Source organism: Methylobacterium sp. 4-46, assembly GCF_000019365.1.
Classification (GTDB): Bacteria; Pseudomonadota; Alphaproteobacteria; order Rhizobiales; family Beijerinckiaceae; genus Methylobacterium.
In genome coordinates this window covers 7,615,892-7,636,291 of the sequence record NC_010511.1, presented here as the reverse complement: position 1 = coordinate 7,636,291, position 20,400 = coordinate 7,615,892, and the positions used below count along the sequence as shown (strand labels likewise).

Genomic DNA, 20,400 nt, shown 5'->3' with positions numbered 1-20,400 from the left:
GGCCGGCGCCGATCAGGCCGGGCGCGCCTTGAGCGCGGCGATCTCGCGGTGCATCGCTTCCTCCGCGCGCACGGCCCAGGCCCGCACGTAATCGTCCGCCGGGCACACGAAGAACCGCGCCAGTTCCGGGCGCTCCCGCGCGACGTAGAACCGGTTGAGCCCGTCGAACAGCACGAAGTCGTAGCCGGCTTCCACCAGGAGCGGGTCCCAGGCGGCGAAGCTCGGCACGTCCGTGAGCGGCTCGGTCGCCTCCGCCAGGATGATCCAGGGGCGGAAGCGGCGGAAATCCATGCCGCGCAGGGCGGCCTCCTCGCTCCCCTCGACGTCGATCTTCAGGAAGTGGATCGGACCGGGGGCATGCGCCTCGCAGATCTCCGCCAGCGTGCGGGTCGGCACCTCGTAGGTGACGCGCTCGAACCCGGCCGCCACGTGCCGCTCGGCGAAGAGGTCGGAGGCGGTGGAGAGGCCGGTGCCGGTCAGTTCGTGGAAGGTGAGCGTGCCGGAACGGTCCGTCACCGCGAGGTTGAGGTTGACGTCGCGCGGCCGGTCCGCCGCGAGCTTCGCGAACCAGTGCGGCGACGGCTCGACGTTGATCCCCGACCAACCGGCCTCGTAGAACAGCTTGGTGACGGAATCGATGACGGGGTCGTGGGCGCCGAGATCGACGTAGAATCCGCGCTCCACGTCGCGCAGGGCACGCAGCAGGAGGATGTCCTCAAGGCGCTGGGCGTAGGAAATCGTCATAGCGTGACCGTAGCCGACCCGTGCGGTCGAGGGAACCGAGGAGCGCGCCGGTCTCCCGCGCCGGCCCGAGACTCAGGGGCGAGACTCAGGGGCGAGACTCAGGGGCGAGACTCAGGGGATCGTCGAGAGCCAGGGGTCGGGTAGCAGCATCTGATCGTCGCCGCCACGGGCGATCCGATGTTGCACGCTGGCGACCATGAGCACGGCCGCGCAGAGCAGCATCGCGGTCCAGGCCAGGACGGGGGTGAAACGCTCCGCGTAGCGCCCGAACACCTGCAGGATGGCGCATCCCAGCGTGAACACCGCCGCCGATGCCAGCGGCATGGCGAGGGCTTCCATCGGCTCCTCCTTGCTTCGCGTCGCAACGAAACTACTGCGCCGATTGCTGCGACGCACCGTCAGCGATTGCATGGCTGGGCCGCGGGCACGAGTGCCGCGGGGTTCGACGCGACCGGAGCCGGAGCGCGGGCGACCGCGTCCCGGGCGCTACTCGTCGTCGCCGAACCAGTCCCGCCCGGGCTCGATGCAGCGGTACCCGACCAGGCACTGGGGATTGTCGCGCGTCGGCACGAAGGCGTTCGCGGTCACTTCCGTCGGCTCGCAGAAGCTGCGGTCGCGCACGAAGCGGTCGTAGGTGAAGCCGCCGGTGCCCATCACCAGGGCGCCGCGCGCCCTCAGCAGACCCCGGGCCTGCCCGCAACTCATGGCCGTGGTCGCGGGACGGTCCTGCGCGGCGGCGCCGAGAACCGCGCCGACCGAGGCCAGAGCCGCCAGAACGGGCAGAGAGGCGAAGTTGTGACGAGCCGCACTCACACGATCCCCCGCGATCAGAGGGCGGGCAGCGCGCGCTCGCCCGCTTTGATCCGGCCTACAACCGCGGCGGTCCGATGCGACCGCCGCCTCGCCGGCCTTCTACAACGCTTCGAGGAACGAGATCGTCGCGGGATCGCGTCCGAGGACTCGCTCCGGGGCCGTGTCCGTCCGCAGGCTCAGAGCGAACAGGACGGCGAAGGCCAGCACGACCGCGACCCAGGTCAGAGCCGGCGTCAGGTGGTGCGCGTAGCGGCTCGACGTTCGCAGTCCCGCGCATCCGAGCAGGAACCCGAACGTCCACAGCAGCGGCGGCGACAGAGCGCTCATCGGGCCCCCATCCCTCTTGCTTGCAACGGCTTCGGCCGGCGAGCGCCCCGCCGGCTCCGACCAGCGGGACCGCGCGACGCGGCGGCCTGCATCCGAGCCCTGGGTCCGGTGGAGGCGCGCGGCATTGATTCGGATCAAGCGCGCCGGGGCGTGGGCGTCACCCCTCGCCCGGGGACCGCTCGCCCGTGTCCCGTCCGGCGGGGGCAGGGCGCGGGCGCGCCGCTCGGCCTCGCGCGGCGTCGCGAGGCCGACGAGCGACGGCACGGCGTCGGCGAGATCGCTGAGGAAGGTGCCGATGGCGAAGATGTCGAGCGGGCTCATCGTCCCGCCTCACCGTCGTGCCGTCGGGGCCGGGATCCGGCGCCGCACATCGGGTTGCGCCGCTGCCGATCCGGCCCGCGACCGCGGGTTGTCCCGCACGCTCCCGCGCCGGCCGGACCGCGGGTTCGCGCGCCGCGGCCCCTGCCGGCGGGCCGGCGGGGATCCGCGCCCGGGATCGCCGGGCGGATCGCGCGGCAGAAATGGAGCGCGGGCGCCGCCGAGCACTGACACGTTCCCGAACCGGGCACTGCTTGCACCGACCGGGCGGGAGTTCTTGCCATGCTGTGGCCCAGCAGCTAACCTTTTACCGCACCGGCATTGTGTCTGTTCCACAACATGTTATCGAACTCCGTCAGTTCACGAGGTAGAACTAATGTCGTTACGTCCAGGTGATTACGTTTCTCCGAATCTTGAGACAATTTTCTTAGATGACGCTTTTCCGAATTTGGCCTCGGGGCCGCCGGACTCGCCGCCCTGGGGCAGGCTGGAGCTTGGCGTGCGTGAGGGACTCTCGCACGCGTGGTACTGCCACGCGTCGCTCGAGAAGATCGGCTACGCAAACCGCGACGAAGTTATACTGATGTACAACGCGTCCAAGATATTCAACCACGGCGTCGGCTTGGAAATCGGCTGCTACTACGCTTGGACCACCGCGCACTTTGCCAGGAATTTCTCGTGTTTCGAGGTGGTCGACCCGATCCTCGGGACCGACCGGAAGGAGGAGATCGTGGCGTCTCTTCGCGCCGCGGACGTGCTCCAGAACTGCCGCCTCCACGCCGGTATCAGTCCCGGCATCCCGATCGAGATCGCTCGCCGGAACGGCGAACGGCCTCGCTGGTCCTTCGCGCTTCTCGACGGCGACCACGGTTATCCGGCACCGCTGGTCGATACCGTCGCCGTCGAACGGTACATGTTGCCGGAGTCCATCATCGTTTTCCACGACATCTACTGTCCGGCCGTCGGCGAGGGCCTGGACTATTTGAAATGGAAGGGCTGGAAGACTCGCGCCTGCCAGACGTCGAACGGCGTCGGCTTCGCCTGGAGGGGCAGCAAGGAGCCGCCGGCGCACCATCCGGACCCGAAGGTCGACTGGCAGCTGCCGGCGCACTTGGCGTCCCACGTCGATTGACTCTGCCCCCCGCCTCGGAGCGCCAGCGGGGGCGTGACGCGGATCGCGGGGGCGGCCTCCGCCGCCCCTCCGCCACCCGGGGCGCTTCGCATTCCCCGGCCCCCGATCCCGCGCGCGGGATCGCCCGCGGACGGGGCAGGGGGCCGCGGGCCGGAAGGGTTGGACCGCGCCCGTCGGGGATGGGCGCCCGCGATGCCTTGACCGAATGGCCGCCGGCCTGTTTCCCGGCGGGGACGATATCGGTTCGCCCCCGCGCAGGCCGCGGGCCGGCGCTCGTCCGCGCGCGTCGATGACGAGGCCGGTCCGGCGGATCGGGCTCGCCCGCCAGTTCCGTGGCGTCGGGATGGCGGTCGCAGGAGATGAAGAATGAACAACCGTGGAGCGATATACTGCGCGTACGGTGCTCGATACGTCGAGAGCTGCATCGAATCGGCCAAGAGCCTGAGGGCGACCAATCCGGATCTCGGCATCGCCATCTTCACGGACGCCGTTGACGAAACCAAGAAGAATTTCAGCGATATTTTCGATCATGTCTGCCCCTTGATCGAGTCAGAGAGCGACTCCGAATATCTCGCCTACCTGAAATCCGAAGGAAAATTACCTTCTTTGAAAGTCATGATATGCGATCGCTCCCCTTTCGATTATACATTGTCGATAGACGGCGACACTTTGGTGATCGGCGATCTGAGTCATGCATTCGACAGGCTTGACGATTACGACTTCCTGGCGATGGCCGAATGCGAGAATGGGGTCGAGCAGGTCAACGGGAACTGGGCCGCGACCTCCCTCATCGACACGCGCCGGCGCGGCTACGTGAATGCCGGAGTGATCCTGTTTCGGTCGGACAAGCCGGGCGTCGCGGCCTTCCTGCGCGGGTGGCGCGAGCGCCTGCGCGACGGCGGCGCCGTGCCGCCGGAGCTCTGCACCAACGACCAGGACCTCCTGAACTTCATGCTCTACCATCCGGAGCTGATCGGGCGCGACTTCACGTTCTCCGACGCGGCGCTCAACGCCGAGCAGTACAATTGCTACTGCAGGATGTGGAAGGAGGTCTGGGAATGCGGAGGATGGCCCGACGTCAGGATCGTGCATTCCTGGCTCACGTCCTGGCTGGCGGCCCTGATGCGGGATCCGGCCTTCGAGTGGGGCCAGATCTTCCGCGAGACGGCCGCGCATGCACATTACATTTCGCAATTCTCCATCGGAGATGGCGCCATTCCGGCGGAAACGAAGTCGTCCGTATACCGGTCCGATCCGCTGCAGCGGGTCTCCGTCCGAACCCAGATGCTGAACGCGGCCCGCCTCATCAACCCGCCCGCGGGCGTGACGCGCGCCGACGCCGTGTCCACCATCATGGACGCGGGTTTCTCGTCGCTCGAAGGGGAGCCGCCCTGCGCCAGGCTGCTCGATTCCCTCGCGTCGCGCTGGTCGTCTCCCACCATCGTGAAGTTCGGCATCCGCCACCTCTATCCGGGGCTGCCGGGGTTTCGGCCGGGACGCGCGTTTCGGACCGGGTTCGACCTGGAGTTCCTGAGCGAGGTGTTCCCGGGCTCGACGGTCACCGCGGTCACGCGCGACCAAGCCGTGCGTCACAAGCGGGTCTCCATCTCGACCGTGCACGCGGATGGGGAACCGGGCGCGTCGCTCCGGGGCCGTCTTCCCGCGTCGGTGGAGCTCATGATCGATGATCAGAGCGCGGACCTCGCGGTGCGGCTCGCCACACTGGTCGACGCCTTGCCGCTCCTGGCCGCGGACGGCGTCGCGCTCATGATCGGGATCGCCGGGTCCGATCACCGGCAGATCGTCGACGCCCTCGCGGAACGACTGGGCGGCTCCGAGACCGCTTGGCAGGTCGAGCCGTACGTCGATCCGGCCTACAGCCGCGAACCGATCGCGATCGTGATCACCCGGTCGGGCGGCGGGATGGCGGCGTGACGGCCCCGGGATCGGGGCCCGGCGCGGGCGAGGCCGGCCCTCGCGCGGCTGGGCGGGCGTCGGGAGAAGGCCGGGGTGCGGGCCCGCGCGGCGCCGCTCGTCGCCGACCGGCAGGTCCGCGTCGCCCTCGACCGCCCGCGCGGCACGAGGGCCCGTGATCGGCGCCCGCCGCCGGACCCGGCCGATCCCGGCGGTCCGGGGCGGGTGATCGCGGCAAGCCCGCGCCGGCGCCGCGCGCGAGGCGACGGAGCGGAACTTCGGACTCGTCGCGCGAACGCGGGTCGGCCGGCCGAGCCCGGACGCGGCGAGCGGGCCGCCGCCGTCGCCCAGGGGTGACGCCAGCTGGTGGTGCCAGGTGGCGCGCGAGGCCGAAGCGCTCCGCTGCCCGGGCTGCCCATCGGGAGCGGCCGGGGCCGCGCGCCCGTGCGGAGGGGATCGCGGCCGATGCGGGGCGCGGCCTCTGCGGCGAGCGGGGCGACGCGCGCGACCGCCCATGGACGGCACACGATCACCTCGCACGGGGTGAGGCGGAGCCGTGCTCGACCATCGGTTGACCCGCTTGACCTGTTGATGTTACACGCAGCTACACTGACTCTATGCAAACCAAGACTTATAGTATCGGCGCTTTATTATACGGCTGCGAGATGCAAGACTTCCGATTATTTCAATTCCATTCGGGGTCTGCGGTCGGGGATGCCGTAACGAACGCGATGTTCTATATCAAAGACATTCTCGCGGAACGGGGTCTGAGATCCGAAATTTACGTTCAACACAGAGATGATCGTCTATCCGACAGGTTGAATTTGATTGAGGAAATTGATGCCAATCCGGATGATATACTTCTCGTCCATCATTCGATGGGTCACGATCTTCTGCCCTTGATCGAGGCTATCGATTGCAAGAAAATCCTAGTATACCACAATATTACACCTCCAGAATTCTTCGAGCCCGGAGGCGCCCTCCGCCATTATGCCGCGCTCGGCCTGCACCAGCTCCAGGACCTCCGGCGCTTCGCCCCGGTCGCGATCGCGGACTCCGCGTTCAACGCGGCCGAACTGGTGCGGCGCGGGTACGATTCGCCGGTCGTGATCCCGCTCCTGCGCGATTTCACGGAGATCCGGACGCGCCCATTTAATCAGAGATTGCAGCAGCTCTCGGAGCCCCGTTACCAGCTCCTGTTCGTCGGGAGGATCTGCGCGAACAAGGGACAGATCCACCTCGTCGATTTCATGAAGCGGTACCGCGACGCATTCGATCACCCGCTGTTCCTGACGCTCGTCGGGCACCGCGGCGACGGCGAGCGCTACGCCGACGACCTGCTGCGCGAGATCGCGCGATCCGGATTGCAGGATCGCGTGCAGGTGACCGGGCACGTGTCGGAGGAGGACCTCTACGGCCATTACCGGACGGCGGACGCCTACGTCTCCTTCAGCGAGCACGAGGGTTTCGGCGTACCCCTGCTGGAGGCGATGGCCTTCGACCTGCCCGTCCTGGCCTTCGACACGGCGGCGATCGGCGGAACCCTCGGCACGGCGGGCATCCGCCTCGCGACGACCTCCCCGGAGGAACTCGCCGCCGGCCTGCGGCGGCTCTTCACGGACGGCCCCTATCGGCGCGCGGTGAAGCGCGCCCAGCGCCGGCGGCTGCAGGACTTCGCGCGCGACACCGTCGCGCAGGCGCTGATGGCCTTCCTGACGCCCCACCTGCCGCCCGGCCTCATCGTCCGGGACGCGGCCCCGGCATCCGGGCGGCGGGGCGCCCGGGCGCGCGCCCCGGAGGTCAGGCGCCAATACATCGTCGAGGGGCCCTGCGAGACGTCCTACAGCCTCGCCCTGATGAATCGCCGCCTGGCGGACGCGCTCGACCGCCGGGCCGCCACCGAGGCGATGCTCGTCCCGATGGAAGGCGTGCCGGGCTACGTGCTCGACGAGGCCGGGGTGGCGGCCAATCCGGAGGTCCGGCCGCTGCTCGAGCCGCTGCCGCTCGCGCCGGAGGCCACAATCGTGTCCGTGCGCAACATGTACCCGCTCCGGCCCGCCGGGATGCTGGGCGACCTGCACCTCGCGGCCCTGGCGTGGGAAGAGAGCGAGATCAACCATTCCGCCTGCCGGCTGATCAACCGCTACCTCGACGGCCTGCTCGCCCTCACCGCGTTCGTGCGCCGGGTGTACCGCAATTCCGGCATCAGCGTCCCGGCCGTGGTCTGCGGGCTCGGGATCGAGCATGCTCCCGTTCTGCCCAGGCCCGCCCGCGCGGCGGCGCCGTTCGTCTTCCTGCACGTCTCGTCGGGCCTCGCCCGCAAGGGCATCGAGGAACTGCTCCTCGCCTACGCGGCCGCGTTCACGCGCAGAGATCCGGTCGAGCTCGTCATCAAGACCCATCGCAATCAGACGAACGTCGTGCAGACCTGGTACGACAGGGTGATCAGGAACAGTCCGAACGCGCCCGTGGTGCGCATCATCTTCGACGACCTCGACGCGGACCAGCTCGCCGGGCTGAATGCGGCCGCGGACGCGGTCGTGCTGCCGTCGCGGGGCGAGGGGTTCAATCTCCCCGCCGCCGAGGCGATGGCGCACGGGCTGCCGGTCATCGTCACGGGCTACAGCGGCCAGATGGATTTCTGCTCCGACGAGAATGCGTGGCTGGTCGACTACGACTTCGAGCTCAGCACGAGCCATCTGGGAGCCGCGCAGGCGATGTGGGTGCGCGCCCGGATCGACGATCTGGCCGCGCGGATGCGGTCGGTTTTCGCGCAACGCTCCGACCACACCACCCTCCAGAAATCGCTGCGCGGACAGCAAACGGTTTCCACGATGACATGGACGGCCGCATCCGAGATGATCAAAGCATTCGTTGACCGAATCGATGGCACAATGCCGTCGAAGAAACTCAAGCTCGGCTGGGTTTCGACGTGGAACACGCGCTGCGGCATCGCAACGTATTCTGAATTTTTAGTATCTCATCTGCCTGAAAATTGGTTCGATATCACCATCTTTTCGAACCATTGGGACACGCTCAGGCCGGACTCCGGCAACGTCGTGAGAAATTGGACAGACCGCCGCGAGAACCTGGATCGCCTGCTCATCGACGTGAAGGAGCAGGGCATCGATGTCGTCGTCTTCCAATACAATTACGGCTTCCACACGCTTCAGGCACTCGCCGACGCCGTCTCGGCCCTGAGCGCGATGGGCGTCGATTCCTACGTGTTCTTCCACAAGACCGCCCCGGCCGTCAGCGACGGCGAGCTCGAGTCGATCGCCGCCCACGCCGACGCCTTCGCCAAGGCCACGCGGCTCGTCGTGCACTCGGTCAACGACGTCAATCGCTTGAAGCAGTTCGGCCTCGTCGACAACGTCGTGAAGATCCCCCACGGAGTCATGCGTCCCACGGGGTTCGATCCCGCCTCCGTGCGACGGTTCCTGAACCTCGGCGACGTCGGCCCGGTGATCGGCTGCTACGGCTTCCTTCTGCCGCCGAAGGGCATCCTGGAACTGATCCTCGCCTTCAGCGTCCTCCTCGGCCAATACCCGGATGCCCTGCTCCTGCTCGTCAACGCGCTCCATCCCGCGCCCGAGGCGGAGGAGGAACTGGAGCGGTGCAGGAGCCTGATCGCGACGCTCGGACTGGCCGATCGCGTCATCATGATCACCGACTTCCTCGAGGACCAGGAGACGCACCTGCTCCTGCAGGCCTGCGACGTCATCGCGTTCCCCTATCAGCATTCCGGGGAATCGGCGAGCGGGGCGGTCCGCTACGGCCTGTCCGCGCTGCGGCCGGTCGTCACGACCCCGCTGGCGCTGTTCGACGACGTCCGCGACCTCGTCCATCAGGCGAGCGGCTGCTCGCCATTCGAGGTGGCCGAGGCGATCCGGGGCGTGCTCGCCGACCCGGACCTCGCCGCGGCGCTTCGCGCGCGCCAGGAGCGCTGGATCGGGCAGCACGAATGGTCGGTGATCGCCGAGCGCTTCGCCCACATGGTGGTCGGGCTCTACGAGGACCATCACGACGTCAGGGTCCTGCGCGGCGCGCCGGCTCAGGCGCCCGCGCCGCGCGGTGACCGGGCGGCTTCGACGCCCGGTCCCACCGTGGACCACCTCGCGAGCCTGAAGGACGAGCTCTTCGTGCAGGTCGCGTACCGGAGGCTCCTGCGCCGCGACGCGGATCCGGGCGGCCTCGCGGCGGCCCTCTCGGCTCTGCGCGACGGCCTGAGCCGGGCCGTGTTCTGGAGGTCCCTGTCCGAATCGGCGGAGGGACGCGCCGCCCGCGGGCGCGCCGCGAGCGGCGGCCGGGCGGAGATCATCCGTCTCGAACAATTCGAGGGCGAGGACGACGACGCCTTCGTCCTCGCGCTCTACGCGCGCCTGCTCAAGCGCCCCAGCAACGAGCAGGAGCGCTCGGCCCACCTCGCGTTCCTGCGCGGCGGAGGCAGCCGCGACGAACTCGTGCGGAGTTTTCTGACCTCCGACGAGTTCATCACGCTCAATCAGCCGGTCCACGTGCAATGGACGTCCCGCGCTCCGGTCGATGTCAGGCGAAACGACGGCGATGACGACCTCTAACTCGCTCGCTCCCCCGTCCTCCGATCGCGAGGATGCCGGTGGCGTGGAGGCCGCCTGGGAGGCCCTCGCCGAGGCCGACGCGCATGCCCTGCCGGCGATGATCCGCGCGCTCACGCGCGATCAGCTGGCGTCCATCCCGCGACACGTCTCGACCCTCGACGCCCGAGGCCGCGAGGTCGAGCGCGCGGTCGAGGTGACGGGGATCATCGCTGGCGGGTGCCGCGCGACCTTCCTGCGCCTCCTGCTGCCGCTCTGGGAGCGGGTCGTGCAGTTCGGCGTCGCGCGGGCCGGCGTGACCGCGGCCGCGTCGCAACTGGACTGGGTTTTCCAGCCCGAGGCCGACGCGATCGCCCGGTGCATCGGGAGGAGCTTCACCGACTTCCCCGAACTGGAGATCGAGGTCGCGCGCGCCGAACTCGCCGGGCGGGTGATGGAGTGCGGCGACGAGGCGGACCGGCTCTACCTCGCGACGCTCGCGCTCGCGATCGACGGCGCCCACCGGCGCGCGGTCGAGGTGCTGCTCCTCGACCTCGTCCGGCGCGGCGATCTCGGCCCGGCCGAGGAGCTGCTCCGGGCCCGCCTGGCGCTCGGCCGCGACGAGCCGCTCCTCAGCAGGCTCCTCGAGAGCCTGCAGACCGTCGCGCCCGCGGCCTCGATGGGGCTGCTGCGCCTCGTCTCCGCCGACCTTCCCGGAACGCCCTCCCTGACGAGCCTCCGTCTCGGCTTGGCGCTCGGACGCGCGCTGGAGGCGGACGGGGAGACCGCGGACCCGGTCGCGCTGGCCCGCGCGGCCGGCAGGGTCGGCACGCTGGCGGCGGCCCAGCGGGACGGCGCCCCGCGCCACCGGCGCGATGGGGCGGGGAGCGACGTCGCGCGGCGGCTCGCGGCGCTGAGCCGCGTCGTCTCGCACCACCGCCCCCGGCCGACCGCCGATCCCGGCGCGGAGTGTCCCCCCGGCGCCGGCTCGCATCCGGCCGCGGCGGGGGGCGTGACGGGCTGGCTTCCCTACATGCTGAGCAAGGGCCCCGTTCGGCTCGCGACCCGCCGGTGCGCGACGCAATACGGGGAGCGTCGCGCCGATGGATCGCTGGAGGCCTCGCGTCACCCGCCGGACAAGCTCCTGCTCTGCGGTCCCTACGTCGGACTTCCCGCGGGCACGCTGACGGCCACCTTCCTCGGGAGCGTCGAGGCCGGAACCCGCATCGAGTTCTCCGTGACGCGGTCCTACGGCCGGGAGACCCTGGCGCGGCAGGCCGCCGTGCTCCAGGCGGTCGAGGACGGCCCGCTCATCACCCTGAGCTGGAGTTCCGAGCGTGAGACCGAGGACTCGGAATTCACCGTGCGCGTCCTCAGCGAGTGGGCGCGCGTCACGCTCTCCGGCATCGCGATCCGGATCGCGGCGGGGCCCTGACCGGGAAGCGGCGGCGCCGAGGCGTCCCGGAGGACAGCGCCACTCATCCGGCGAACCAGGGCGGCGCCGAGCTTTGCCCGGTCAACGACAGAACTCGGACATGATCATTGACAGCGCGGCCGCCCGACAATTAGCTGCCCCGCGTCGATCCTGCGGCAGGAGGCACTTCATGCAGCACAGCTGCCTAAAGACGACCCAGATAAACGCTGTTGTTCAGCGCGCGGAAGAACTTGGATACAAACATCGCACACAGCTGTGTGAAATCATGACTGGCCATGGAAGCGATAAGGGAACCAAACATAACTATAGCTTGATTTACGATATTTTGTTCAGAGATGTCAAGGATGAGCCGCTGAAGCTGCTGGAGGTGGGGCTCGGAACGAACAAGGAGGGCGCCCCCTCCACGATGGGGCCGAATGGCAGGCCTGGAGCCTCGCTGCGCGGATGGCGGGATTTCTTTCCGCATGCCGAGATCTACGGCGCCGACATCGATCGTGACATCCTGTTCGCCGAGGAGCGCATCAAGACCGCCTTCGTGAACCAGCTCGAGCCGAGCACGATCTCGGCGATGTTCCGGTCGTTCGGGGTCGGCGAGGGCTACGACGTCATCATCGACGACGGCCTGCACGAACTGCGCGCCAATGCCTGCCTGCTGCTCGAGGCATTCGCCCATCTCAAGCCGGGCGGGATCTACATCATCGAGGACGTCACGCCGCAGGATACGGACCGGACGAGGCTCTTCGCCGAGACGATCGCCGAGGGGTTCAGCGATTGGAGATTCCTGTCGCTGCCGAGTCCGGTCGATGACCCGACCGGGGACAATCAGCTGGTCGTGTTCGTCAAGAAGGCGTAGCTCCTCCGGCCCGGTCGGGCCCGAGCAGGAAGGGGGCGGCTCCTGCGGCCGGGCCGACCATCGCAGGTGCCCCGCGAGGCGATCCCGGCCCGAGCGCACCCGTGAACCGTCACCGCGGGACCCAAGCTGCGTGACCCGAACGCGGGCGGGTGGCGGCCTGTCGCCGCCGTGATCGACGCGAGAGGGCCGGGTCGTGTGCCGCCGCAACCCTCGCACCGGGTCGCGGCGCTCGATGGCGCCCGAGCGGGCCGCGGACTCAACCTCGACGGCGGCGGTGAGCACGGTACGGTGGCGCTTCGCGACGGCCGCGCGGCCGCGGGAGCGCCGTCGTCCGAAAGGGTGCGTGAGGGCCGGATGCAGCAGGTCAGCCGAGACGACGATCCCGAGGAGACGAGCGCAGTCGTGGGGCCGTCGAAGCCGCGGCTCCTGCGGGTGCTCGGCCCCGGCCTCATCACCGGCGCCTCGGACGACGACCCGAGCGGCATCGCCACCTATGCCCAGGCCGGGGCGGCCTACGGCTACGGATTCGGCTGGACGCTCCTCTACAGCTACCCGCTCATGGCCGCCGTGCAGATGATCTCGGCCCGGATCGGGCGCACCACCGGCCACGGCATCGCCGGAGTGCTGCAGCGCCACGCCCCGGCCGGGCTGCTGCGCGTGACCGTGACCCTCCTGGTGATCGCCAACACCGTCAATCTCGGGGCGGATCTCGGCGCCATGGCCGATGCCGCGACGCTGCTGCTCCCCGGCGCGCCGCGATGGCTCCTGGTACTGCTCTTCGCCGGGATCTGCGTGGTGCTGCAGATGCTCCTCGCCTATTCGCGCTACGTCGCGGTGCTGAAGTGGCTGACCCTCGCGCTGTTCGCGTATTTCGCCGCGCTCGCGACCACGCGGGTGGACTGGCGCGCCTTCGCGCTCGGAACGCTGCTGCCGCGGATCGGCCTCGACCGCGAGGCGCTCACGACCGTGGTCGCGATCTTCGGCACCACCATCAGCCCCTACCTGTTCTTCTGGCAATCATCCCAGGAGGCCGAGGACCTGCACGTGCATCCGCGGCGGCGGGAGCTGATCCACGCGCCCGAGCAGGGGCGCACGGCCCTGCACCGGATCGAGGTCGACACCCTCGCCGGCATGGCGGTGTCGAACCTCGTGGCGCTCGCGATCCTGGGCACCGCGGCGGCGGCCCTCCACGCGCACGGGACCGTGGACATCCGCACCTCCGCGGAGGCGGCGGCGGCGCTGCGGCCGATCGCCGGACCCTTCGCCGAGACGGTCTTCGCGCTCGGCGTGGTCGGGGTGGGGCTGCTCGCCGTGCCGGTGCTCGCGGGCTCCTCCGCCTACGCCGTCGGCGAGGCGTGGCGCTGGCCGGTCGGCTACGCGCGCCGCGTGCAGGAGGCCAAGGCCTTCTACGGCGTGGTGGGTCTCGCGACCCTGGTCGGCATGCTGATCAGCCTGACGCCGAGCCTCGACCCGGTGCGGGCGCTGTTCTGGAGCGCGGTGCTGAACGGCGTCGTCGCCGTGCCGGTGATGGCCGTGATGATGTGGGTCGCGGCGCGGCCCGAGGTGATGGGGCGCTTCGCGGTGACGGGATGGCTCAAGGGGCTCGGCTGGCTCGCCACCGCCGTGATGGCGGTTGCCGTCGTCGGCATGGTCGCGACGTCCTTGTGATCCGGGATCCGCTAGGATCAACCGGATCTCAAATCATGCGGCATCCGACATCCGGTCGATGGCTTCGCCATCTCCCATTTCGGCAATGCGGATGTCGGCTTCGCTCAAGCGCCGCGCGGGCTTGGCAGACGCCGTCCGGACGTGCTCGTCCGGACGGCGGATGAGACGGAATGCCGAGGCTTGCACCCGGACGAGGTTGTCCGGAAAGTCGCCGCGCCGGCAACCAGCGGGAGATACCAATGCGCGTGCCCACCTCAGTCCTGACCGCGGTCGGGCTTCTCGCAGTCCTGAGCCTGCACGCGGGGTGGGCGGAGGCGGCCGAGGACCCCCACGTCACGCGCGGGCGCACCTTCGTGCGGGTCCACTGTGCCGGATGCCACGCGGTCGGGCGCGTCGGCGAGAGCCCGCTGGCCCAGGCGCCGCGCTTTCGCGACCTCCACACCCGCTATCCCGTCACGGATCTTGCCGAGGCGCTCGCGGAGGGCATCCGGACGGGTCACCCGGGCATGCCGGAGTTCCAGCTCGATCCGGGGCAAGTCGAGGACGTGATCCGCTATCTCACAAGTCTGGAGCGGTGAGCCGGGCGGCCGCCCAACGACGGCGCAGGATCGCGGGCCGACCGGAACCCTTCCATCGGCAGCGATGAGCCGCCATGGGCGGCGGATCCAGCGAGGGACGTCGTCGGCCGCGGGCCGCCCTCTCACGCGAAGGGACCCGGAGCGGTCCGAGCCGCCGCGGGTCCAGAATTCCCCCGATCCGCGTGACGGTGTCTCACTCCTCCGTCAGCCGCCGCATGCGGCCGCGACGAAGCGTGACCTGCCGGGCACCCGCGCGCACCAGCGCGCCCGCGCCCTCGAGCTGCGAGATCGTGCGCGACACGGTCTCCAGGGTGAGGCCGAGGTAGTCGGCGATGTCCCGGCGCGTCATCGGCAGCGCGACGCTCCCCGTGCTGCCGAGCCGCTCGCCCACCGCGAGCAGGAAGGCCGCCACCCGCTCCTGCGCCGAGCCGCGCCCGAGCAGGAGCATGTGGTGCTGCGCCTGACTGAGATCGCGCGTCGCCAAGCCCCAGAGCTGGACGGCCACCTCGGCGCGCGCGGCCGCGACCCGCTCGATCTGGCGGCGCCTGAAGACCACGACCCTGGTGTCGCAGATCGCCTCGGCCGTGTGGCCGCAGACCTCGCCCGGCTCGAAGCCGAACAGGTCGCCGGGCAGGTGGAAGCCGGTGATCTGGCGCCGGCCGTCGCCCAGGATCTTGTAGGTGCGCACCGCGCCGGTCATCACCTTGTAGACGAACTCGGCGTCCTCGTCCTCGCCGTAGATCTCCTCGTCACGGGCGAAGGTCGAGGGCGAGCCGATGAGCTCGGGGCAGCCGGCGAAGAGGTCACCGTCGTGCAGGCTGGGGCAGGAGGCGCTCTCGACCGCGCGGGGGTGCAGAGCTGCGGTGTCGAGTGCCATCGGTTCCGTCCTCGTCCTGATTGGATGAGGAGAGTGACCCGAAAGCGGGCGAGGCGACATTCCGGGCGGTCTCTTAAGCGCAAGCGCCTAAGGACATCCACCTAGGCGCGGAGGTGCCCTTCCGGCGCGCCTCGCCGCGGGAGCAGCCGCCACGAGGCCGCTCGGCCGGCTCGCGGCCGCCGGCTCCCTGCCGGCCGCCGAGGACGGCGGCGCGGAGGGGCTGCACTTCCCGTCCCGGCCGCTCCCGCGTGACGGCATCGAGGACCGACCCGTCGCTGGGCGGCAAGACCGGCTCGAAAACGATTGCGTCCGGCTCGGCCCCGTCAGGGATATTGCTCAGCAAGTGCAGCCAGCCATGCCGGCCGGTTCCTCCCGTGTCACACGCCTGCGCGGCGCCTGAGCGAAGCCCACATCCGCCATCCCGAAGGGATCAAGCGGATCACCAGCCCGCGCGGCGCCTGAGCGAAGCCCACATCCGCCATCCCGAAGGGATCAAGCGGATTTGGTAGCAGTCTCCCCCTCGCCATAGCCCGCCGCCGCCAGCCCCGTTTCGTTGCGCGCTCTTAACGCCGGCCTGAACTAAGCGAGCGGGCAGGGCACGATCTTTCATGTTCGCCCGAGCGCAATCTGTTGTAGAATGACGGCTCGGTCATGCTCGAAACTTGAGGTGTGCGATGACCACTTACATCATGCTGGCGAACTGGACTGATCAGGGCGCACGCTCGGCGTCCGACTCGCCCGCCCGGCTCGATGCTGCCAAGCGGCTGCTGGCGGACATGGGCGGAAACTTCAAGCAGTTTTTCCTGACCATGGGGGCTTACGATATCGTGGCGGTCTACGAGGCGCCGGACGACGCCGTGGCGGCTCGCTTCAGCCTGCAGCTTGGCATGCTCGGCAACATCCGGGCGCAGACCCTGAAAGCCTTCCCGGAGGCCGCCTACCGTCAGATCGTTCAGTCTCTCTCCTACGAGGAGCCGCCACGCTGGCGCGCCTGATCTGACCGGCTGTCGGCGCCTGAGACGAAGCAGGCCCCACCGCCGGCTTCGGCCGAGCGGACGGGGCCTTCTCCACCTCTGGTCTCCGTCGATCCGGGACGTTGCCCGGCCGCCTCGGGTTCTGCCTCCCAGCCCCGAAGTCATGAGGGCAGGGTAGGAGACAATCTTGAACCACCGGCTAAGGAGCGCGGTGAACGGCGCGGCAAGAAAGCTTGCCACGGCCTTGCCGCTCCCCACCATCCCCCCTCTTTCGAGGTCGGCCGTTCTCGGCCGGCGTCCGGGGCGACGGACCCCTTGATCGGCACGGCGGGTGTGAGCGTCACCGGCTCCGGCTCGGCCGAACCCCGCCGGCGCGCTGTCCGCTGGGGCGGCCAGCCGGGCAGGGGCCGCGGAAGTGATCGCCTCACGTGACGCCCATTCCAGCGGCAGCGCTCCCCTGAATTCGTTCAGCAACCGCTCATCTGGAACGGAGCAAAGTGTCATTCGACACAGCAAAGACACGATCATGCAAAGCATCATCTGTCAGCTGCCGGCCATCTCGTAGCACTTTGCATGCAACCGTGTCTCGTTGCCAGCAAATGACACCTGGGCGCAGGCAGGTCAGGCCGCGTGGCGCTGGCAAGTTGTTCAGCCACGCCTGAATGCCCCCTGAGGGGGGAGGAGACTGTTATGTTCAACCGATCTCTGACGGTGCTATCATCGCTCACCGTTGCTGCCCTGGTCCAGCTGACACCCGCCGTGTCGATCGGCAACGCTCAGGCCTCACCGCTTGGTGCGGCGGTGAGCCTGGCTGGGCAGACCGACACGGCCAGTCTGCACCAGGTGCAGTGGTACGGACACCATCGCCATCATCGACCCTACTGGGGCGGCTGGGGGTATCACCATCACCACCACTACCGCCCGGTGTGGGGCGGCTGGGGCCACCATCACTATCACCACGGTTGGGGCCACTACCGTCACCACGGTTGGGGTCACCACCGCTACTACTGAGCTGTGCGGGGCGGCTGCGCCGGGAGGCCGGCGCAGCCGTTCGGCCTGGCGCGTCCTGATCCCCGACCCGCAGGCGGACCACCGGCGGCAGGTGCGGCCGCCCGCAGCCCTCGCAAAGTCCGCCCGCACGCCGGAAGCAGATCACCACCGAGAGCTCGCGCCGGTCGATCGGGTCGAAGCCGCGGTGCTCGCGCCCGATCGGCATCCGCACAGCCCGCCGGCGCCGGTCCACGCTGTTCGCCAGCAAGGCGAGCGGCGACCTCTTCCGTTGCCCCTAACCCTGGGTACAGGCGCGGGGCGCGCGACGCCCCACGATCAGGCGCATCGCTTGTCGCTGCCGATCGTCATTCGCCTCTTCGCTGCATCCGCGCCATGCTCGTCCCCGGAATCAGCTCCGGCGACAGGGTCGGGAAGTTGCGGGTTGCCTTGCCCATCCACAGGTCGGCAATGGAGCCGATGTCGATGACCACGGCACCCGACCGCCTCAGGTCGCCGCCGTAGATCTTGCCGAGGAAGCCCGCGGCCAGGAGCCAGAGTTGGCCACGGCGGTTGCCGTGCCGAAGCAGCGCGCGAACTGCATCGTAGCGGTCGGGCCAATGGCGGCCGGCGATGATCTCCGCCCCGAGCACCGCGCCGTGGCTCTTCTCGCCCGGGACCTGGATCAGCTCCACGTGGCCGATGCGGTAATGGTGCTGCAAGGCCGTCGCGAGATCGGCGTGGCAGGTGACGATCCCGACCTGCGCCCGCCCCTCGATGAGGCGCGCGAGGCCGCCGCTCGAGGCGAGGACGAAGTGCATGTAGGGGTCGCAGAGCGTCCGATGCGGGGTGCTGGCCGGATCGAGCTCGGCAAGCTGGGCGAGCTTGCGCAAGGGGTTGATCGCCCAGATGAGGCTTCGGCCGGTCGCCTTGGCGTGGAGCTCCCGGGCCACATGCCGGCTGCAGACGCCGAGGCAATCCGCTTCGGCCAGGGCGGCATCGAAGCTGCCGAGCATCTCGGGCAGCCGCGGGTCGTGCGCGAAAGCCGTGTCGCGGAACCAGACCTCGGCCAGAGCCTCGCGGTTCTGACTGTACAAATCGGGATAGGTCGCCTCGTCGTCGCTGCCGAGCGTGATGTAGGCGGCCTCCCCATCACCCAGGCGCAGGACCAGATAGGGCGCCTCGGCGTCGAGGCAGCGGGCCGCCTCCTCGACGACGTCCTGCGGGCCGACCCTGCGGTAGGTCCCCTCGACACGGTCCAGCAGCGCGGTCAAGCCGGCCTCGTCGACCTCCCGCAACAGGCGGATCGTCTGCTCCGCGATTGCGACGTCGCGCCGGCTGGTCGGATCAGCAGCGAGAACGTCGCGCAGCAGCGCCTCTCCGGCTTGGGCTCGTCCGCAGCGGGCAAGGTGGATCGCCGCGGTCAGCTTGAGCGCGGGGAGCAGGTCGTGCTCCGCCAGGGCCTCTTCCGCGAAGGCGACGACGTCCTCGGATCGGCCCGCTTCGGCGCTCAGCGTGATGAGATCCCGCAGGCACAGGTGGCGGATCGCCGCGAGCGCGAGCCCGGCCCGCAGGACCTCCTCGGCGAGGGTGGCCTGCCCTGCGTCGCGGAGGCGGAGCGCCACCCGGTGAACGAGCCGGTGCGCGCCGGCCCGGGACGCGTCGTCGATTAGCGCGGCGATGGCGTCCGGGCCGGGCTGCGCCGCCAGGGCAGCGGCGCGGGCCTGCACCTCGCCGTCGCGCACGAACAGTCCGGGGTTCCTGCTCGCATCAAGCACGACGGTCCGGCTCAGACGCAGGGTGAGCTTGGAGAGATCCGGGTCCGGGTGGGGCAGCTTGGCGGTGAGAGCGAAGCCCCAGCGCTCGGAGCCGGCGCCGAAGATCGGCGTCAGATCAGGCCGCGGCACCTGCCTGTGGGCGAGGGGCACGATCCGGCCGTCGTAGCGGAGAACCGGGGCGAGATCGCTTCCCCAGCCCTCGATCTCCAGACATTCGCCCGTGATCTCGACGCGATCAATCGTCCCAAGGCTGGGCGATGACCGACGCGCGGAGCGAAGAAGGCGCGTCAGTCGGGGGAGGATCGAGCGCAACATCCGGATACAGTGGGGCGCCCCTGCTTGAGGGCGAGCGCTTCTCCGTCCAACGGGCCCGTGCGGTAGTCGAAGCAGCCCGTTGAGGCAAGCCCCGACGTCGGTCAAATGCTCCCCGGGACGAGCACGCAGCGGCGATGCCGGCAGCCGCGCATCCCGAGGCCGTCGGTCGCGTTGCGCATCCGAGTCGGGTAAGCGGCCGGCGAGAAGGATAGGCAGGAGGATCAAAGGTGATTGGTTATCGCGGTCGCGTTCTCGCCCTGGTCGCCGTCCTCCCCGCTCCCGCCCACGCGGCCTCGCCCTGGGAGGGGCTGTGGGCCGCGATGCAGGACCAGTGCGCCACCGCCAAGGCGGGCGTGGCCAACCCCGACATCACGGCGGTCAGGATCACGTCGGCCGAGGTCTTGGGCCACGACATGCGCTGCAAGCTCGTGAGCAAGCGCCCCCAGGGCGACGAGGTCGCGGTCACGATGCAGTGTGCCTCCGGCGCAGACCGCTGGACCCGCGCTGCCCAGTGGCAAGTCGGCGCAGGCGGCTCGATGCTGGTTCAGACCGAGGACGGGCAGAAGACGTTCTTCTATCGCTGCCGGTGACGCGGCGGCCCCGGGCGTGCCCTGATGGCGGGCACGGGCGCTTTCCGCCTCACCCACCCGCGCATCTCGTCGGTGGCGCTTGAGCCCGATCAACACCGCCCCGCGCCGCCGTGCCACACTCGCCGGTCCAGTCGGGCCGGGGAAGGCGGGGCCCCCACTCACCCTCGCCCTGGGCCGGTCCGCGCAAGCCGCCATGCAAGCGAGGTCCCATGGCGGGCTGTCGCCCGACGGTTGCGGCGGCCGAGCTCGCTGCGGGGCGGAGCCCGGGCGCTCGCTGCACCGACCGACCGCTGGATCGGGGATGTCATACGGGATCCGCTTGACCAAAGCGGATCCCGGATCAGGGGGTCGCTGCCGGTTCCGAAAGGGGTGCGGGCCGGAGGGCTCGGAGCTGAGATCGATCCCCGTTCGGACATGGCACTGGACAGGATCCCTGTCCGCCTCTGTCCATGCCGATCGATGGCAGATGTGTTGAGTTCGGGTCGGGCGACGACAAGCCAAGAGCTTGATAGAGATGGCGCTCCCAAGGGGACTCGAACCC

General features: G+C 69.5%; 16 protein-coding genes. 10 read left to right on the top strand and 6 right to left on the bottom strand.

Annotated features, from left to right (window positions below):
* Positions 1–12: 12 nt before the first annotated feature.
* From M446_RS33585 to M446_RS33570, 4 genes are all read right to left on the bottom strand, one after another.
* Positions 13–744: an FkbM family methyltransferase gene (locus tag M446_RS33585; RefSeq protein ID WP_012336544.1), complete on the bottom strand. Its 732-nt coding sequence runs from the start codon at positions 742–744 to the stop codon at positions 13–15.
* A 111-nt stretch (positions 745–855) separates the two neighbouring features.
* Positions 856–1,083: a hypothetical protein gene (locus M446_RS33580; RefSeq protein ID WP_012336543.1), complete on the bottom strand. Its 228-nt coding sequence runs from the start codon at positions 1,081–1,083 to the stop codon at positions 856–858.
* Between the two features lie 147 nt (positions 1,084–1,230).
* The gene (locus M446_RS33575; protein WP_012336542.1) at positions 1,231–1,557 is read right to left on the bottom strand and encodes a hypothetical protein; all 327 of its coding nucleotides are present in this window, start codon (positions 1,555–1,557) and stop codon (positions 1,231–1,233) included.
* A 99-nt stretch (positions 1,558–1,656) separates the two neighbouring features.
* Entirely contained in the window at positions 1,657–2,205 is a 549-nt protein-coding gene (locus tag M446_RS33570) for a hypothetical protein (RefSeq protein ID WP_012336541.1), read from the bottom strand.
* A 496-nt stretch (positions 2,206–2,701) separates the two neighbouring features.
* Between M446_RS33570 and M446_RS38470 the strand changes: the two genes are divergently transcribed.
* From M446_RS38470 to M446_RS33535, 7 genes are all read left to right on the top strand, one after another.
* The gene (locus tag M446_RS38470) at positions 2,702–3,334 is read left to right on the top strand and encodes a class I SAM-dependent methyltransferase (RefSeq protein WP_018263089.1); all 633 of its coding nucleotides are present in this window, start codon (positions 2,702–2,704) and stop codon (positions 3,332–3,334) included.
* A gap of 366 nt (positions 3,335–3,700) precedes the next feature.
* The gene (locus tag M446_RS33560) at positions 3,701–5,269 is read left to right on the top strand and encodes a hypothetical protein (protein WP_012336539.1); all 1,569 of its coding nucleotides are present in this window, start codon (positions 3,701–3,703) and stop codon (positions 5,267–5,269) included.
* Between the two features lie 710 nt (positions 5,270–5,979).
* Positions 5,980–9,828, top strand: a complete 3,849-nt coding sequence (locus M446_RS33555; RefSeq protein ID WP_265576494.1) for a glycosyltransferase — start codon at positions 5,980–5,982, stop codon at positions 9,826–9,828.
* Positions 9,829–9,871: 43 nt separating this feature from the next.
* Entirely contained in the window at positions 9,872–11,239 is a 1,368-nt protein-coding gene (locus M446_RS33550; protein ID WP_012336537.1) for a hypothetical protein, read from the top strand.
* Between the two features lie 169 nt (positions 11,240–11,408).
* Entirely contained in the window at positions 11,409–12,092 is a 684-nt protein-coding gene (locus M446_RS33545) for a class I SAM-dependent methyltransferase (RefSeq protein ID WP_150108789.1), read from the top strand.
* Positions 12,093–12,446: 354 nt separating this feature from the next.
* Complete coding sequence (locus tag M446_RS33540; protein WP_012336536.1) at positions 12,447–13,760, top strand: NRAMP family divalent metal transporter; 1,314 nt, start codon at positions 12,447–12,449, stop codon at positions 13,758–13,760.
* A gap of 239 nt (positions 13,761–13,999) precedes the next feature.
* Complete coding sequence (locus M446_RS33535; protein WP_012336535.1) at positions 14,000–14,338, top strand: c-type cytochrome; 339 nt, start codon at positions 14,000–14,002, stop codon at positions 14,336–14,338.
* 193 nt (positions 14,339–14,531) lie between these two features.
* Here M446_RS33535 and M446_RS33530 read toward each other — a convergent pair whose 3' ends face one another.
* Positions 14,532–15,215: a helix-turn-helix domain-containing protein gene (locus M446_RS33530; protein ID WP_012336534.1), complete on the bottom strand. Its 684-nt coding sequence runs from the start codon at positions 15,213–15,215 to the stop codon at positions 14,532–14,534.
* 674 nt (positions 15,216–15,889) lie between these two features.
* Between M446_RS33530 and M446_RS33525 the strand changes: the two genes are divergently transcribed.
* Both M446_RS33525 and M446_RS36315 read left to right on the top strand, forming a co-directional pair.
* Positions 15,890–16,210 carry a GYD domain-containing protein gene (locus M446_RS33525; protein ID WP_012336533.1) on the top strand — a complete coding sequence of 107 codons (321 nt, stop codon included), beginning with the start codon at positions 15,890–15,892 and terminating at the stop codon, positions 16,208–16,210.
* A 669-nt stretch (positions 16,211–16,879) separates the two neighbouring features.
* Positions 16,880–17,200 carry a hypothetical protein gene (locus M446_RS36315; RefSeq protein WP_083784784.1) on the top strand — a complete coding sequence of 107 codons (321 nt, stop codon included), beginning with the start codon at positions 16,880–16,882 and terminating at the stop codon, positions 17,198–17,200.
* A gap of 344 nt (positions 17,201–17,544) precedes the next feature.
* On the opposite strand, the gene M446_RS33520 is transcribed toward M446_RS36315, so the two are convergent.
* Positions 17,545–19,269 (bottom strand): hypothetical protein, encoded by a 1,725-nt coding sequence (locus tag M446_RS33520; RefSeq protein WP_012336532.1) that lies wholly within the window; start codon positions 19,267–19,269, stop codon positions 17,545–17,547.
* A 227-nt stretch (positions 19,270–19,496) separates the two neighbouring features.
* Between M446_RS33520 and M446_RS33515 the strand changes: the two genes are divergently transcribed.
* Positions 19,497–19,859 (top strand): hypothetical protein, encoded by a 363-nt coding sequence (locus M446_RS33515; protein ID WP_043701943.1) that lies wholly within the window; start codon positions 19,497–19,499, stop codon positions 19,857–19,859.
* Positions 19,860–20,400: the final 541 nt, after the last annotated feature.